The following is a 15,935-nucleotide window of genomic DNA, read 5'->3' on the forward strand; positions in this document are numbered from 1 at the left end:
CGTCTACCCGGACTGGGTGCAGATCGACTTCAACGGCATGCAGACGATCAGCGAAATCGATGTGTTCACGCTGCAGGACAACGCCTACTCGCCCTCAGTGCCGACGCTGGCGATGACGTTCAGCAACTTCGGTATCCTGCACTTCGAAGTCCAGTACTGGAACGGTGCCGGGTGGGTGGRTGTGCCGGGCGGCAGCGTCATCAACAACAACAAGGTGTGGCGGCAGTTCGTCTTCGCGCCCATCACCACACAGCGCATCCGCGTGCTGGTGAACAGCTCGGCCTACTATCTCTCGCGCATTGTCGAGGTGGAGGCGTGGACGCCGGGCAGCATGGCCAACCAGGCGCCGGTGGCCAACATCAGCGGCCCGACCAGCGGGCAGGTGGGCGCGAACCTGAGCTTCTCCGGCGCCGGCAGCACCGATGCGGAAGGCCCGATCGCCAGCTACGCGTGGACGTTCGGGGACGGCACGAGCGCCAGCGGGGTGTCGGYCACGAAGAGCTACAGCGCGGCAGGCAGCTACACGGTGACGTTGACGGTGACCGACGCTGGAGGCCTGACCCACAGCAAGACGCAGGCGGTGGTGATCACGGCGCCGGCCAACCAGGCGCCGGTGGCCAACATCAGCGGCCCGACCAGCGGGCAGGTGGGCGCGAGCCTGAGCTTCTCCGGCGCGGGCAGCACCGATGCGGAAGGCCCCATCGCGAGCTATGCATGGACGTTCGGGGACGGCACGAGTGCCAGCGGGGTGTCGGTCGCAAAGAGCTACGGCGCTGCAGGCAGCTACACGGTGACGTTGACGGTGACCGACGCTGGAGGCCTGACCCACAGCAAGACGCAGGCGGTGGTGATCACGGCGCCGGCCAACCAGGCGCCGGTGGCCAACATCAGCGGCCCGACGAGTGGGCAGGTGGGCGCGAACCTGAGCTTCTCCGGCGCCGGSAGCACGGATGCGGAAGGCCCGATCGCCAGCTACGCGTGGACGTTCGGGGACGGCACGAGTGCCAGCGGGGTGTCGGTCACGAAGAGCTACAGCGCGGCGGGCAGCTACACGGTGACGTTGACGGTGACCGACGCTGGAGGTCTGACCCACAGCAAGACGCAGGCGGTGGTGATCACGGCGGCAACGGGAGGACAGGCGGTCAATGTCGCTGCAGCCGCCAACGGCGGCGTCGCCACAGCGTCCAGCACTTTTGACTCCAGATTTCCCGCCAGCGCGGTCATCGACGGCGATCGGCTGGGGCTGAACTGGGGAGCTGGCGGTGCGTGGGCGGATGGCACTTCGGGCGTCTACCCGGACTGGGTGCAGATCGACTTCAACGGCATGCAGACGATCAGCGAAATCGATGTGTTCACGCTGCAGGACAACGCCTACTCGCCCTCAGTGCCGACGCTGGCGATGACGTTCAGCAACTTCGGTATCCTGCACTTCGAAGTCCAGTACTGGAACGGTGCCGGGTGGGTGGATGTGCCGGGCGGCAGCGTCATCAACAACAACAAGGTGTGGCGGCAATTCGTCTTCGCGCCCATCACCACACAGCGCATCCGCGTGCTGGTGAATAGCTCGGCCTACTATCTCTCGCGCATTGCCGAAGTGGAGGCCTGGACCGCATCTCAATAGTCAAGATGGCCAGGCCGTTGCAGGTGATGGGATGGATGCCCCAACCCGAAGAGGGCACCCAACCGTCAAAGTGGATAGGTCAGCAACCGCTTGATCGGTAGGAGGGACTTGCAGCCCGTCGTTCAGGCGAGCCGGTAGTCTGGCGCATGCCGGCGCAGCCACTGCTCCAGCATCATCAGGATCCAGACCATCTCGCCGTAGTAGCCGGCATGCTCCTTGAGCCGCTGGGTCAGCAGGCTTTCGACGAACTCGGTGCGCACGATGCCGCGTGCCGCCACGCCGCGCAGTGATTCCGCGGCCAGTGCGTTCAGCGCCGCGTCCTTGACGGCCCAGGGGCCGAAGGGCAGGCCGAAGCCATGCTTCTTCTTGGTCAGGATCTCGTCGGGCAGGAAGCCGCGCAGCGCCTCCTTGAAGAACCAGCGCAGCTTCAGGCCCTTGAGCTTGTAGCTGGTCGGCAGCTTCAGCGAGAAATCCAGCAGCCGCGTGTCCAGCAGCGGGAAGCCGACGTCCACACCAGCCAGGGCTGTCGTGCCGATGACCTTGGGCAGGTCGTTCTCGGCCAGCGTGTAGCGCCAGTCGAAGGCCAGCATCTGGTTGACGAGGCTGGCCTCGTGCGGGCCGGCGGCCCAGGTGGCGCGCTGGTGGTCGCGCGGTGCGCCGGTGTCCACGGCGGCCAGGAAGGCTGGCGTCAGCACCTCGCTCATGCCCAGTCGGTCCAGCAGGTTGTAGCTCTGCATGCGGTCGGGCATGGGCACGCGGGCCTGGCGGATGTAGCTGGTGCCCTTCTTGAGCAGCGGGATGTTGCCGGTGACCGGGTTGACGAACAGCGGGTTCAGCACGCCGGTGCGTAGCGGCGACGGAATCTGGCTGTAGACATGGAAGACGCGCTCCTTGGCATAGCGGGTGTTGCCGCCAAAGAGCTCGTCGCCGCCGTCGCCGGCCAGCATGCGGTGGTAGCCATCGTCATGCGCCTTGCGCGCGCAGTAGAAGGCGGGCACTGCGGAGGAATTGCCGAACGGCTGGTCGTAATGGGCGGCGACGTCGGGGATGGCCGCCACCAGATCGGCCGGTGTCACGTAGTACTCGTGATGGTCGGCGCCAAACGCCTTGGCGGCGATGCGCGCGTATTCCATCTCGTCATAGCCCTCGGCCTCGAAGCCGATGGAATAGCTGGCCGGCGCCTGGCCCGTGGCCTCGCGCAGCAGGCCGGCGACTGTGGAGCTGTCGGTGCCGCCGCTCAGGAAGCAGGCGGTCTTGCCGTCGGCGCTCAGCCTGTCCTTGACCGCCGCGCGCAGGATGCCGTGGAACTCCTCCTTCAGCGCGTCGAAGCTGGGCCGGGCCTGCTCGTCGAAGCGCGCGACCCAGTAGGGTGCGACGGTCAGCTGGCCGTTCTCGAACAGCGCGTAGTGGGCCGGCGGCAGGCGGTGGATGCCGGCGTAGATGGTGCGCGGGGACGGGATGCAGTGATGGAAGAGGTAGTTGAAGAGGGCCTGGGTATCCAGCTCGCGGATGCCGAGCTGGCGGGCCAGTTCGTCGGCCCGCGTCGCGAAGTGCAGGCGGCCGTCCCGCACGGCGTAGCACAGGCTGTGCACGGCGAAGCGATCGATGGCGAGGTAGCTGCCCCCACCGGGGAGGTCGAGCGCGACGGCGAATTCGCCGCCCACGTCGGCCGCGCAGGCGGCGCCGCGCGCGGCATAGGCTTGGCGCCAAGCGGCCAACGCATCTCCGGCGCGCGCGCTGAAGCGGGGGGAGCCGGAGGCGAACGGCGTGTCGGGCGGCAGGGCTTGGGCTTGCATGCGGGTCTTGGGGTCAGGACGCGGGATTGTCGTTGGGATGGGCAGTGCTTCGCAGTGCGTGCAGGCGCCGCCAGGCATTGCCGACGGTCTGGCGCACCAGGCCGACCAGGCCGCGCAGCGTCAAGGGGTCGTAGGCGACCAGCCCGAGGCGTTCGCGGCGCTGGCTCATCCATTCGGCCTTGTACGGGGCGTCGCCGATCAGATAGTCCACCTCCTGGACGCGCTCCAGGTCGAGCGCCTGCTCCATCAGCAGGGCGGTCAGCAGCGTGCCCGGAGCCAGCGCCTTGTAAGCCTGGTCGTAGGCCAACTTGTAGATGTTGGCACGGCCGTTGGCGATGATCCAGATCTGGGCCGCCACCGGTTTGTCGTGAAGCCAGGCCAGGCCCAGGCGCAGCCAGCCGCGGCGCGCGCACAGGCGGATCAGGCCTGGCATGAAGTCGGGGTAGGGCTCGGGCACCTTCCAGCTGTGGGCGTAGACATCGCGATAGGCGGCCAGTGCGCCTTCGAGCGCGTCGCCGTCGCGCACGACCTCCAGCCGACCGCCTTCACTCGCGAACTTCTTGCCCATGCGCTTGATCGTGCTGCGCAACTGGCCGCTGCGACCCTTTAGATAGTCGGCCCAGTTCTGGCGCACCGGCTCATACCAGTTGCCAAACGAGAAGTAGGCATGCGTGCTGAGGCCGGCAAGAGTCAAAGCCCTCTTGAGCAGCGCGAACTCTCGCGAATCCGGGTCCATCGGCGAGAAACGATAGGCGGCCGCGCCGCCGCCCGTCCGTCGCAAGGCGCGTGTCAGCGGCAGCAGATCCTCGGCCTCGACGTCGTCTTCCATCGCCAGCGCGTAGATGGCTGTGTAGAAGTTGGACAGCGCGCTGATTTCACGGCCCAGTGCCCCGCTCTGCGCGACGGTGGGCAGCACGGCCAGCACGCGCCCCTGGCGGCGCAGCACGTGGATGCGCACCTGGGCCTGCGGCTCGCTGGCATAGACGGTGTCGATCAGGTTGGCGTACCAGTCTGCACCCAGCTCGACATGGCGCTGCTCGGCCTTGTGCATCAGGGCAAGTGCATCCGCCGGCAGCTCGCGCACGTGGACGTAGGTGTCGACGCTGGCGCCGCTGCGGCTCACCATGATGTCGGTGTCCACCGGTTGGCTGGCACGACCGTGCCAGCCGCGGCTGCCGCGCCTGAGCAGGCCATAGAGGGCCGGCAGGCCGCGGTGGCGATAGACGCTCACATGGTTGATCCAGCGCTGCGACGTGGACCATGCCAGCAGGTCGGATTCGGCGTTCGTGTAGAACTCGACGCCGCCGCCTGGTGCACGCGTGAACAAGTCCTCCAGCGTGCGCAGCAGCAGGATGCGGCCGGGCGCAAAGCGCTCGAACTGCTCGTGGAAGGCCGTCTTCAGCATGACGGCCATGCCACCACTCAGCAGCAGCATGCGCGAGGCCAGCAGTTCTTCGCCCAACCAGAGTTCGTAGACCAGCGCCTCGCCGCGGGCGGCGAACTCGCGCATGACTTCGGCGTAGAAGGGCCCCTGCGGGTTGTCGCTGCTGACGGCCGTGCCTTCGCGGCCTTTCCAGCCGCTGGACTCCAGCCCCGCGTAGCGTTGCACCGCAGCCTCGATCGACTCGGGTGCGCTGGTGACGGTCAACCGTTCTCCACCTGGCTCGGATTGCAGCCGGCGCAGGTAGCGGCGCATGTTCTGGATGAGCTTGCGCGGTCGTTGAGCCCAGTAGTCATCGAAGCTGCCCTTCAGGCTGACGCTCATCGTCAGCGCATGCGGCTGGCTCTGCACGGGCAGCCTGGGCAGCTCGCGCAGGTCGCCGAAGTGCGGGTCGTTGCACAACAGGTCCAGCTCGCTCGCATAGCCGGGCAGCGCAACGAGCAGGCCGCGCAGCTCCAACCCGGCCGGGATCAGGCTGGGGCCGATCTGCGTCTGCGAGGGCAGGAAGCTGGACCAGACACCCAGGCCGCGCGTCTGGGGGTTGATGAGCAGCATGGCGACGGCCTCGCCTTCGCGGCTGGCGATGGCGAGCAGCACGCCTTGCGCCGCGAAATGGCGCAGCAGGGCATCGACGAACAAGCCATCGAGCATGCCGTGGCCGCCCATGAGCTGCCCGTTGAGGCGATCCCAGGCCTCCCGGTGGGGGCCGAGGCCTTGCACCGGGGTCAGCGTGTGGAGTTGCCAGTCCAGGCCGGGGTTCATGGGGTGTCGAGATCCAGGAAATGTGCGCCCGTCCTGGCGCAGAGACGGGCATGGTGGCGGATGCGGCCCAGCTCCGCCAGCACACGCAGGCTGGCCAGCAGGCTGCCGAGGAAGGCCTTCAGGTCGTGGTTGGCAAGCAGCTCAGCCAGCGGCTGCACGACGCCAGCGGCCAGCAGCCGCAGCAACTGGCCGGGCAGGCTGCCGCCGGGGCGCTTGAAGTCCAGCAACAGCTCCGAGCGCTTGCGCTCACCGCGGCTGCTGACCTGGCTGCCCCAGCTCTGCGGCGGCCGGGCTGCCTTGGCGCGCAGATGCACGATGCGCGCGGCCGGCAGCAGCGCTGTGTGCAGGCCGTGATGGGCGAAGCGCTCGATGAGGTCGTCGTCCTCGCCGTACATGAAGAACAGCGGGTCGAAACCGCCGACGTGGCTGAACACCCTGGCGCGCAGCATCCAGGCCGCCGCATTGATGCCGCGGATGGGGTAGTGCGGCTGCACGCGGCCGAGGCAGGCGTCGGACAGATAGCCCGGCGCATGGCGCTGCAGATAGGCGCTCTGGGTGTTCGGGTCGACTCGCCCCAGGTCGGGGCTGCACTGCAGGGGACTGACGATGTCGAAGCCCGGCTCGGCCTCCAGGAAGGCCACGAGCTGGGCTATGGCTTCGGGCGTGACGTAGGCGTCCTGGTTCAGCAGGAAGATCGCGTCGGCGCCGGCGCGCAAGGCGTGGGCGATGCCCAGGTTGTTGCCGCGGCCGAAGCCGAGGTTGGTGGCGCTTTCGATGAGCACGGCTTCGGGGAAGTCCCGGCGCACCAGGTCGCGAGTTGCATCGGTGGACGCGTTGTCGACGACGACGGCCGTGCCGGGATGGTTGCTGTCGCGCAGGGACTGCAGCGCGCCGGCAATCCAGGCGGCGCCGTTGAAGGTGACGATGACGACGAAGACCTTCATGACGCGGCCGCCGCGGCACGGCGTCGATCGAGGAAAGCGCGGATTTCCGCGTACAGCGGATGGCCAAGCAGTTTCAGTCCGACCAGCCAGATCAGCACGGTCAGGCCGGCGCAGGCCAGCAAGGCGTGGAGGGCGAGCGGTTGGCCGGCCGGGCGCAGCCAGGCCGCCACCAGGGCGGCGGGCAGCAGGCAGGCCAGGGCCAGCAGCGCATTGCGCCCCAGCTCGCGCGCAATGGCGCCGAAGTCACTGGGCAGGCAGCGTTGCTTGAAGGCATAGAAATAGGGCACGGCCACCACGGCCATCGCCAGCACGCCCAGCGCCAGCGGCTCCAGCGCCCGCCAATGCCAGATGACGGCGATCAGCAGCAGCGCCTTGACCGGCTGGATGATGAGGTCAGCCAGCGCCACCAGCTTGGCATGGCCAGCGGCCAACATCAGCGTCGGGATCAGGCTGTTCAGCACGCTGACCGCGCCGGCGGCGCAATAGATGGGCACCAGGGGCGCCGACGCATCCCATTGCGAGCCGAACATCAGCCGCAGCACCTCGAGCGCGAACAGGCCGACGAAGCCGTAAAACGGCCAGGCGACGGCGCTGACAGCCCCCAGGCTCTGCACGAAGCGCTGCTCCAGCCGCTCATCGTCGCGGTGGGCTTGGGCGAAGGCCGGGTAGGCGACCGAACGCACCGTGCCCATGATGTCGCGGTGGAAGAGGTTCATCAGGCCTTGCGCGCGGCTCGCGATGGCCACCTGGCCGAAGTCCAGCAGCTTGCCCACGGCCAGGTCGTTGATGTCCATGGACACCGAGGTGACGACATTGGCTGCCGTGACCGGGCCGCCGAAGCGCAGGATCTCGCGCCAGCGGTGCAGCTGTGGCCGGGCGAGCCGCCCCCAGGCGCCGGCCAGGCTGACACCCAGCGCGGTAATGAGGCTGGCGCCGACGTCGCCCCAGGCCAGGCTGGCCGCGCCCACGCCGGCCCAGGCCAGGCCCAGCGTCGTGAAGGTGCCGACGACCGCGGCGGCGACGTTGACGCGCATCAGCACGTCGAAACGCATGTCGCGCCGCAGCAGCGCGATCGAGATCGAGTTGAAGGGCAGGATCAGGAAGTTGATGGAGATGATTCGCACAATGTGCGTCAGGCTCGCGTCGCCATAGAACTCGCCGATCCACGGCGCCACGGCGTGGATGCCGGCAAACAGGCCGCCGCCGAGCAGCAGCGAGGTGCCCAAGGCGCTGCCGACATCCTCAGGGCCCAGGTCCTTGCGCTGGATCAGGTAGTTGGCGAGGCCGAAGTCGCGCACGACCTGGGCCATGCTGATCAGCGCCATCGACACCGAGTACAGGCCGATCTGTTGCGGCGTCAGCAGGCGTGCCAGCAGCGTGAACGACAGCAGCTGCAGGCCGATCAGCAGATAGCGCTCCAGGAAGGCGAAGCCGAGCGAGCGGCGGACCGTGTTCATCAATACAGGCCCTGCTTCTTCTGCGAGTGGCGTTCCACCCAGGCAGAGTAGGTCGCCGGAGACCAGTGCGACCGCCAGCGGCTGTCCACGCGACCCCAGCAGCGCAGCAGGCGCAGTTCGCGCGCAAAACGCTCGGCCACGGGTTCGCGCCGCAACGGCCCGAGCAGCCAGCCGATGCCGTCCTGCAGCAGCTGCAGGTATTGCCACAGCGGCACGCCGGCGAACTCGCGGCTGCCGGGCGGCCACCAGGACGACAGGCCGGCCTTGAAGGCCCAGCGGCGGAAATAGCGGCGCGTCAGCACGGCCGCGTCGACGGGCGCAGTAATGCACAGCGACGGCTCATAGGTCACCGCCTCGCCGCGCGCCTGGCAGCGCTGGCCGAACTCGAGGTCCATGTGCCGGAAGTGCAGTTCGGAGAACAGGCCGACGCGATCGAACAGCGCTGCGCGCGCCACCAGGTTCGCGCCGGCCGGTGCGTACTCCGGCGGGGTCGGCGCGATGCGCTCAGGCCCGAGGTCGGCGCCGCCGACCACCGCGGCCATGCTGTCGTGATACCAGGCGGGCCGGCCACCGGGGGGCCATTGCAACTCCGTGCGTCCGCCGGCCAGGGCCGGGCCATCGGCGTCGAACACGGCGGCGATGTTCTCCAGCCAGTCCACGGGGAAGAGGATGTCGTCGTCGGTGAAGGCCAGCACATCGCAGCCCAGTTCGCGGGCGCGGCGGATGCCGGCGTTCAGCGCGAACTGCTTGCCCTGGCGGGGCTCGAACAGCACATGCAGGCGGCCCAGCGGCCAGCCCGGTTGCAGGGCCTGGAGTCGCGCCTGCGTGTCGTCGGTCGAGTTGTTGTCCACCACCAGCACTTCGACGGCCGTGTCGGCCGGCGCGTGCATGGCGCCGAGCGAGGCCAGCGTGGTCGCGAGCAGGGCGGCCCGGTTCCAGGTGCAGACGATGACGGCCAGCCGCTTCATCGCTGGGCGGCCACGCGGCGGTAAACCTCCAGATGGCGGCGCCAGCTCTCGCCCCAGCGAAAGCCCTGGGCCCAGGCGGCGGCACGGGCCGCCTTGTCGGCACGTGCCTCGGGAGGCAGCGTCGCGGCGTCGTTCAGCGCGGCAGCCCAGGCCGCCAGGTCCTCGGCCGGCACCAGCGTCGTCAACGGCCCGACCAGTTCGGCCAGGCTGCCCAGCGGGCTGAAGATGACGGGCGTGCCGGCGGCCTGGGCCTCGACGGCCGGGAAGCCGAAGCCCTCGTAGAGCGTTGGGTAGAGCACGGCGACGGCGTCGCGGTAGAGGGCCTGCAGTTCGGCGTCGGACAGGAACTCGGCAAATACGACCCGGCCCTGCAGCTCGTGGGGCAGGGCCTTGCGCGCGGCCTCGCGGGCGTCGGCGCCAAAGCCGCAGGCGACGAGTTTCAGCGTCGCATCGGGCTGGGCGGCCAGCGTCTGCAGGGCCCAGTCGAAGCGCTTGCGCTGCATCGGCCCACCGAGATAGACGGCGAAGCGCGCGCCGGCCAGGGCCGCCGTCAGCGTGGCCGGCAACGTGCTGATGGGGGGCTCGAAATAGGCCTCTTCAATGCCGTGCGGGATGACGGTCAGCTTGGCCTCGAGCTCGGGCCAGCGCGCCAGGATGTCGCGCTTGGACGACTCGCTGATCGTCACGACGGCCGCGCATCGCCGGAAGGCCGCCGGCATCAGCCGGTGCCAATACCAGTGCTGCCAGCGCGTGTCGGTCTCCATCTCCCAGGGGATGGTGTCGTGGATGGTGACGACGGCCGGGCAGGGCTGCCACCAGGCCATGGTGTTCTCGGCCCAGTGCAGCACGTCCAGGTGGTGCTGACCCGTGCGGCGCGGCATGCCGACCTGCTCCCACAGCGAGAAGCGGTCGCCGGGGAAATCGAAGATGTCGGCCTGCACCTGTTGCTCGCGCGGCAGGTGCATGGGGCGGCGCGCGTCCTGCGCGAACAGCGTCCAGGCCACGCCGTCCTCGGGCCGGGCCTGGCTGCACATCTCGAGCAGGTATTTGCCCATGCCGCGCAGATGCGCGGTGTTGAGGCTGGTAGCGCTGATGCCGACCCGCAGGCGTTCAGTCATTCGGCACCCAGCGGCGGAACAGCGATTTGCCCATCTTGGTCAGCGTGTGGCCGCGATCGGGGCCGCTGCGCAGCAGGCCGGCAAAGGTCTTCAGGCCCAGCGACAGATCGCCCTTGGCGGTGTGCGCGTCGGCGAAATTGCACCAGCCCTTGTGCTGGAAGCGCCGCAGCGCGACGGGGTCCACGTCGTGCCCGGCTGGCGAACTCATGCCGAAGCGCCGGATCAGCTCGGCGCGCATCAGCTCGGTGGTGTTGGTGGCCGGGATGCGGCGCGACAGCGAGACGGGATGCTGGCGGTACAGCACGTAGGACTCGGCCAGGCGTATGAAGCGGTGCTGGGTGCTGGCGCGCACCAGGTATTCCCAGTCGTCAGTCTGCTGGTTGTCCGTCAGGAAGCCGCCCATGCGATCCCAGGCGCTGCGCCGCCAGATGACCGAGGAGGGCAGGGCGTAGTTGTCGAGCACCAGCACGGGGTAGATCCAGCCGGACCGCGACTCATCGATGGTGCCCTGCCGGGTTTGCCTGAAATAGTCGGGCCGGGGCTCGCCATGCCAGACGTCGAATGCCGAGTAGCAGAAGTCGTGATCCGGCCTGGCCTGCAAGGCCTGCAGTTGCAGGCGCAGCTTTTCCGGGTGCCAGAGGTCGTCGGCATCCAGCAGCGCGACGAATTCCGAATCCGTTTCGGCCATGCCGCGATTGCGCGAGCGCGACATGCCGCGGTTTTCCTGCGAGATGACGCGCACGCGGGCGTCGTCCAGGGCGGCATTCGCGGCCGTTGCATCCTTGGAGCCGTCGTCGATGACGGTCACCTGCAGATCGGGGAAGGTCTGGCCCAGTGCCGAGCGGACGGTGTCGGCAATGAAGGCCTCGGCGTTGTAGGCAGGGATGACGATGTTGACGCGCGGCATGAGGCTCAGCGGGAGGTCTGCGAGGGAGTCGAGGCGGCCTGAGTGGCAGACGCAGCGGACGCGGCGGCGTCGGGGCCCTCGGTCGGCTCGGGATCCTTCCAGCGGCCGACCGAATTCAGTCGGTCGCGCAGCTCCGGCCTTGTCATGCCCATGGCCATGGCGCGGTGCGCCTGGGCCAATGCCTTGTCGTAGTCCTTCATGTCGAAATACAGCAAGCCCGCGTTGAATTGCGTCAGCGGGTTGTCGCCGGCCTGCTCCACCACGTAATCGAGAGACTTGCGCGCGTCGTCCATGCGATTGCGCCGGATCAGATAGCTCACGTAGAACATCCGGAACACCAGGTCGTTCGGTACGAAAGCCATGCCGCGGGCGTAATAGCACTCGACGGTCATGTCTGTGCCTTTGGCGGGATCCGATTTCTCCTTTTCCGCCAGGCGTTCGACGGACTGGATGGCGCGTGGATGGTTGGGAAATACCGCCAGCGTGTATCCGATGTCGTTGCCGAATGGGCCGGTAGCACCTCGGGTCAACGTCTCGACGCCATGCGTGAAATGCGCAATCTCGACGATGTAGCGCTGCGACTGGTGGGCCGTGCGGTAATCGAAGGGTCCATAGGTGTTGTGCGTTTCGCCACAGCCAGGCGGCGCCAGCGCCGGGCGCTGCATCTGCGCGGAAACCGGCAGCGTGGCCAGCGCAACGGTCAGGGCCAGCAGTGCTCGGCCGGCGCAGTTCATGGGGTTCAGATTGCTAGGCATCGCGTCCTCAACCAGTCCAAACAGATGCGACATTGGGAGTCCTGGTCCTGTATCGCCGAAAACGTGTGATCGGCCGTGGGCATGTCGTGCAGATCCAGCGTCGGGCGCACGAGCAGACCCTGCCAGGCCGCCGAGGACCGGGCAAAACCAACGAACTCCCGGGCAGTGTAGTCATCGCCGCTGAGGATCAGCAGCACCGGTCCGTTGAAAGCGCGCAGGCCGGCGGCCATGCGATCCTGGAAGCTGCGCGAGTCGGTCTTGGCCTTGCCGGCGCCGCGGGCCAGGCGCAGGTTGCCGCCCAGGGTGCGCAACGCCGTCAGGCCCACGCCACCGCGCAGCAGCTTGAGCCAGAAGCCCTTCTCGCGCAGCCGGCGCCAGTAGTAGTGCTTGACATGGGTCTGCGCCAGCGTCGCGGCGGAGCGGGCCCAGGGATTGAGCAGGGCCACGCCGGCGACGCGCGGGTCGCCGGTCGATTCCAGGTAGAGCAGGGCGGCTGAGGCCGCGTCGCACAGGCCCCAGAGCACCACACGCTTGAGGGCCGGGCGGGCCGCCAGCAGCGCGGCGATGGCCGCGGCGATGTCGGCGTCGACGCCGAGGAAATCGCGCGCTTCTCCGGGGCTGTCCCCCATGCTGCGGTAGTCGAAGCGCAGAGCGGCAACGCCGTGGTTCGCCAGATGCCGGGCCAGCAGCGTGAACTGGCGATGGCTTCCGACGCGGTACTGGGGGCCGCCGACGACGATGACCACGCCCACCTCGGCGGGTGCGGTGTTCGCCGGTTCGGCCAGGATGCCGATGAGGCGCTCGCCCTCGCAGTCGAAGTTCAGCACCGATTCCTTCATGACAAGGCCTCCGCGGTGCGGGCAATCAACTCGGGCGCCAGCTCGATTTCACTGGTGGCCCAGAAGCCCGGCCCCTGCACGATCTGCGGGCGAACCGCCCAGCCGGCGTCCTGCCAGGCCTTGACGGCCTGTTCGCTGACGGGCGTCAGCACGGCGTCCTCGCGGGTGCTGAGCTCCAGCCATTCGACGCGGCCGGGCGTGCCGGCGGGCGCGAGTTTGGCGGCTTCCAGCCCGAGGGCGAGTGGCGCGCCCAGCCGGTAGCCGGCGACCTCGACCGGGCGGCCCGCGGCCAGTTCGGTTTTCATCTGGTCCATCTGGCCCTTGTTCGCACCGTTGGCCATCTCGGCGGCCAGCCTCAGGCGCAGGAACTGCTGCAGTGCCAGCTTGCCATTCGTCATCGGCTGCCAGAACAGGTAGTTCACCGGCCGGCCCCAGTCGGCGGCGGCAAGCAGGCAGCCGGCGCGCAGGCCCCAGATCCACAGCGGTGCCTGAACCGAGTCAGGCACGCGGGCATCCAGGCATTCCAGGCCCAGACGCACATCGGCCTGCCAATCGGCCCAGCCCGCATCGCCAAAGTCGGCGGAGGAGTCGCCGCAGCCGCGCAGGTCGATCTGCAAGACCGCGTGGCCTGCCTGGGCCAGCGCGCGGCAGGCCAGGGTGGCCATGCGGCGCGACTTGTTCATCTCCTCGGCGAAGGGATGCAGATAGAGCACCCGGCTGCGTGGTGTACCTGCCGGCGCATGGAACAGGCACAGCCGCTGCTCGCCGCCGGCTGGCAGGAAGAAGGCGTCGATTGAGGCTTTCAAGCTGCGCGGGTCTTGCTGCGGTTGAGCCAGTCCTGCAGCGCCTTGAGCCAGGCCCACCGGTAGGCGGTCAGGTGGAAAAGCTGGCGGCTGTTGTCGGTCCAGCGCGTATGCCACTCCATCACGCGGCCAAAGAACTCGATGCGCTTGAAGCGGCCTTCGTCGAAAAGAGCTTTGAACTCCTCAGCGCGCATCAGCGTCGACGGGGACACCGCCTGGTGGGCCTGCTGATAGGCTGTCTTCAGGATCACCAGGCAGTCGTCCTGGTGCACGCACAAGTCCATCGCGACGACTTCGTCGCCGAACCAGTAGCGGTAGATCCGGGCCCGCCCGGCTGCTGCTGCGCTTTCCAACGCCTGGCGGTAGAAGTGCCCCTGGATGCCGTCCACGGAAATGGCGGTGCCGAGCTCGGCCTTCCAGCCGCTGCTTTCCAGCGTGCCGTACTGTTCGATGGCCAGTGCGACCGGTCCGGGCGTGTCGATCATCTCCAGCCGCGGCGTCACACCGGTGGCCTCGACCTTCTTCAGCTGCTTGCGGGTGTTCTGGCGCAGGTTCTTGCCGCGGCCCTCCCAGTAGGCCTCGAAACCGGTCTCGACGTCGACCCAGGCCGTGTCGATGTAGTGCTGGTGGCGCAGCCGCGCGCTGTTGAAAGGCCCGACGTGGGCCAGCGAGTCCAGTTGCGTCAGCCCGACGGTCAAGGCCAGGCCGGGCAGCGCCCGCAGCAGGGACTGCAGAGACGCCTCCAGGCTTTCGTCCTCCGGCAGCAGCACGGGTCCCAGCGGCAGCTGGGACGGCTGGAAGCTGTTCCAGCGACCCTGGCCCTGGGGCTGGATCAGCAGCGCCGCCGTCCAGCCCGTGCCGTCCTCGCGATAGGCGAGCAGCTCTCTACCCTGGCCGAACTGGTCCAGCAAGCACAGCAGGAAATCGCTGCGCAGGAAGGCATGCGGCAACGCCTTCGCCTGCAGTGCATCCCACTGTGTGGCCAGGGCGGCCAACTGCTTTGCCGGAACGAGTTTCCAGTCCATCTTTGAAGTTGTTTTCAAGGCAATCAACTCTTGCGGTAGGTGAGGAGAGAGTCGATCACCCAGTGTCGGTCCTGGTCGCTCATGTCTTGATGGCAATGCAACTGCAGTACGTGGCGGGACCAGGTTTTTCCTTGATCACCGGCCAGATCCGGCACTCCTGGCCACAGCCAGTCCCAGCGCGATACGGGCACGCCGAGCGCTCTCAAGGCCTGGTAGACGGCGTCCGGCTCGTCCACCCACAACGGGAAGACGTAGGGTGCGCTGCCCTCGGGCAAGGCCGGGAACAGGGGATGCATGCCCGCCTGGTTGGCCAGCGCCTGGGCCAGCGCGCGGTAGTGCTGCTGCCGCCTGGCGACGACGCGACCGCGGGACGTCAACAACGCCGCGCGCCTGGCAGCGCGCGTCGGTGCGCGATGGCACAGCGCCACGTCGATGCGTGCATAGTCGCCCGCTGGATCAAATTGGGCAGCTTGAGGCGCTGCACTGGGCGCCGGCGCGCTGCCACCGCGCAGCAACTGCTTGAGAGCCAGCAGCGGGCTCGCCCAGAGGCGCCAGTGCCCCAGGCGGCCATGGCGCGCACTGATTTCCAGATCGTCCAGCGACGCCTTCAGCTGGCCCTTCAGGCCCACGGGCGTCAGCGGCGCCACCGGCCGGGCCGGCTGCCGGACCAGCAGCAGGCCGCCGTCCTGCGCCGCGAAGAACTTGGGCAGGCTGGCAATGACCACATCGCCCAGCGCGCCCACGGCGCCCCCTTCACCCTGGCCGAACATGGCGTGCGCGCAGTCCTCCAGCATCAGCACGCCGCGGCGCTGGCACCAGGCGTGCACATCGCGCAGATCCAGCGGCAGGCCGAAGAAATGGGCGACGCACAGCACGCGCGTATCGGCGGGTGCATGCTGCTCCAGCCAGTCCAGGTTGGGGCGGCCATCCGCGTCGATGGGATAGAAACCCAGCTGATGCCCCAGCGTCAGCACCGGCGACACCATGGTGGGGCAGTGGTAGCTGGGCACCAGCACGCGCTGCTCCGGCGTGAGCGCCAGGCTCTCCAGGCCAAGCAGAATGGCTGCACGGCCGCTGCTGGTCAGCAGCGCTCCCGGCCGGTCAAGCAGGCAGGGCAGCGTCTGGGCCTCTGCGTCGACCTGCCTGTTGTGCGGTCCCGGCACCGGGTGCCGGGGCGCCAAGCGAGGCGTGAGGTCGACGTTCATTCGCGAATTTGATTCGGTCAGAGCCGGGCGGCGACGAAGTCCGCCAGCGAGCCCACGGTGGCAAAGGTGTCGCCGTCGATGTCGTCATCGTCGACGGCGAGACCGAGTTGCTCCTCCAGTGCGGTGATCAGGCTGACCACGGCCATCGAGTCCAGCTCGGGCAGGGCGCCGAGCAGGGCGGTGTCGCGGGTGAAGGTCTGGGCGCGGCCGTTCAGGCTCAGCACCTCGTCGAGAAGCCTCAGCACATGGCTGAGAACCTGATCTTTGTCCATTGGGAGCTTCCAAAAAGCAGCC

14 protein-coding genes are annotated in these 15,935 nt (G+C 68.3%); 1 reads left to right on the top strand and 13 read right to left on the bottom strand.

Annotation, left to right across the window (positions count from 1 at the left end; genetic code table 11):
• The coding region (locus ACXJLH_RS24630) for a PKD domain-containing protein (RefSeq protein WP_457446906.1) at nucleotides 1-1,621 on the top strand (1,621 nt) is incomplete at its 5' end.
• A gap of 122 nt (nucleotides 1,622-1,743) precedes the next feature.
• Here the strand turns inward: ACXJLH_RS24630 and ACXJLH_RS24635 are convergent.
• Genes ACXJLH_RS24635 through ACXJLH_RS24695 form a run of 13 tightly spaced genes read right to left on the bottom strand, consistent with a single transcriptional unit; the run spans nucleotide 1,744 to nucleotide 15,913 of the window.
• Complete coding sequence (locus tag ACXJLH_RS24635) at nucleotides 1,744-3,417, bottom strand: asparagine synthetase B family protein (RefSeq protein WP_457446908.1); 1,674 nt, start codon at nucleotides 3,415-3,417, stop codon at nucleotides 1,744-1,746.
• Nucleotides 3,418-3,430: 13 nt separating this feature from the next.
• Nucleotides 3,431-5,620, bottom strand: a complete 2,190-nt coding sequence (locus ACXJLH_RS24640; RefSeq protein ID WP_457393178.1) for a GNAT family N-acetyltransferase — start codon at nucleotides 5,618-5,620, stop codon at nucleotides 3,431-3,433.
• A complete protein-coding gene (locus ACXJLH_RS24645) occupies nucleotides 5,617-6,564 on the bottom strand; it encodes a glycosyltransferase family 2 protein (protein ID WP_457446910.1) in 948 nt (315 codons plus the stop codon). The genes ACXJLH_RS24640 and ACXJLH_RS24645 overlap by 4 nt, the downstream gene beginning before the upstream one ends.
• A complete protein-coding gene (locus ACXJLH_RS24650; protein WP_457446912.1) occupies nucleotides 6,561-8,021 on the bottom strand; it encodes a lipopolysaccharide biosynthesis protein in 1,461 nt (486 codons plus the stop codon). The genes ACXJLH_RS24645 and ACXJLH_RS24650 overlap by 4 nt, the downstream gene beginning before the upstream one ends.
• Nucleotides 8,021-8,989, bottom strand: a complete 969-nt coding sequence (locus ACXJLH_RS24655) for a glycosyltransferase (RefSeq protein ID WP_457446914.1) — start codon at nucleotides 8,987-8,989, stop codon at nucleotides 8,021-8,023. The genes ACXJLH_RS24650 and ACXJLH_RS24655 overlap by 1 nt, the downstream gene beginning before the upstream one ends.
• Nucleotides 8,986-10,107, bottom strand: a complete 1,122-nt coding sequence (locus tag ACXJLH_RS24660) for a glycosyltransferase (RefSeq protein ID WP_056195876.1) — start codon at nucleotides 10,105-10,107, stop codon at nucleotides 8,986-8,988. The genes ACXJLH_RS24655 and ACXJLH_RS24660 overlap by 4 nt, the downstream gene beginning before the upstream one ends.
• Entirely contained in the window at nucleotides 10,100-11,014 is a 915-nt protein-coding gene (locus ACXJLH_RS24665) for a glycosyltransferase family 2 protein (protein ID WP_056195878.1), read from the bottom strand. Before ACXJLH_RS24665 ends, ACXJLH_RS24660 begins: the two co-directional genes overlap by 8 nt.
• A gap of 5 nt (nucleotides 11,015-11,019) precedes the next feature.
• Nucleotides 11,020-11,769 (bottom strand): tetratricopeptide repeat protein, encoded by a 750-nt coding sequence (locus tag ACXJLH_RS24670; protein WP_162247765.1) that lies wholly within the window; start codon nucleotides 11,767-11,769, stop codon nucleotides 11,020-11,022.
• Nucleotides 11,754-12,608 carry a hydrolase 1, exosortase A system-associated gene (locus tag ACXJLH_RS24675; protein WP_457446916.1) on the bottom strand — a complete coding sequence of 285 codons (855 nt, stop codon included), beginning with the start codon at nucleotides 12,606-12,608 and terminating at the stop codon, nucleotides 11,754-11,756. Before ACXJLH_RS24675 ends, ACXJLH_RS24670 begins: the two co-directional genes overlap by 16 nt.
• A complete protein-coding gene (locus tag ACXJLH_RS24680; RefSeq protein ID WP_457393166.1) occupies nucleotides 12,605-13,414 on the bottom strand; it encodes a hydrolase 2, exosortase A system-associated in 810 nt (269 codons plus the stop codon). The genes ACXJLH_RS24675 and ACXJLH_RS24680 overlap by 4 nt, the downstream gene beginning before the upstream one ends.
• On the bottom strand, nucleotides 13,411-14,454 hold the full coding sequence (locus ACXJLH_RS24685; RefSeq protein ID WP_457446918.1) for a GNAT family N-acetyltransferase: 1,044 nt from the start codon (nucleotides 14,452-14,454) through the stop codon (nucleotides 13,411-13,413). Before ACXJLH_RS24685 ends, ACXJLH_RS24680 begins: the two co-directional genes overlap by 4 nt.
• Nucleotides 14,455-14,459: 5 nt before the next feature.
• Nucleotides 14,460-15,641 (bottom strand): DegT/DnrJ/EryC1/StrS family aminotransferase, encoded by a 1,182-nt coding sequence (locus ACXJLH_RS24690; protein ID WP_457446920.1) that lies wholly within the window; start codon nucleotides 15,639-15,641, stop codon nucleotides 14,460-14,462.
• 17 nt (nucleotides 15,642-15,658) lie between these two features.
• Entirely contained in the window at nucleotides 15,659-15,913 is a 255-nt protein-coding gene (locus ACXJLH_RS24695; RefSeq protein WP_056195895.1) for an acyl carrier protein, read from the bottom strand.
• Nucleotides 15,914-15,935: the final 22 nt, after the last annotated feature.

This window comes from Roseateles sp. P5_E4 (genome assembly GCF_054049255.1).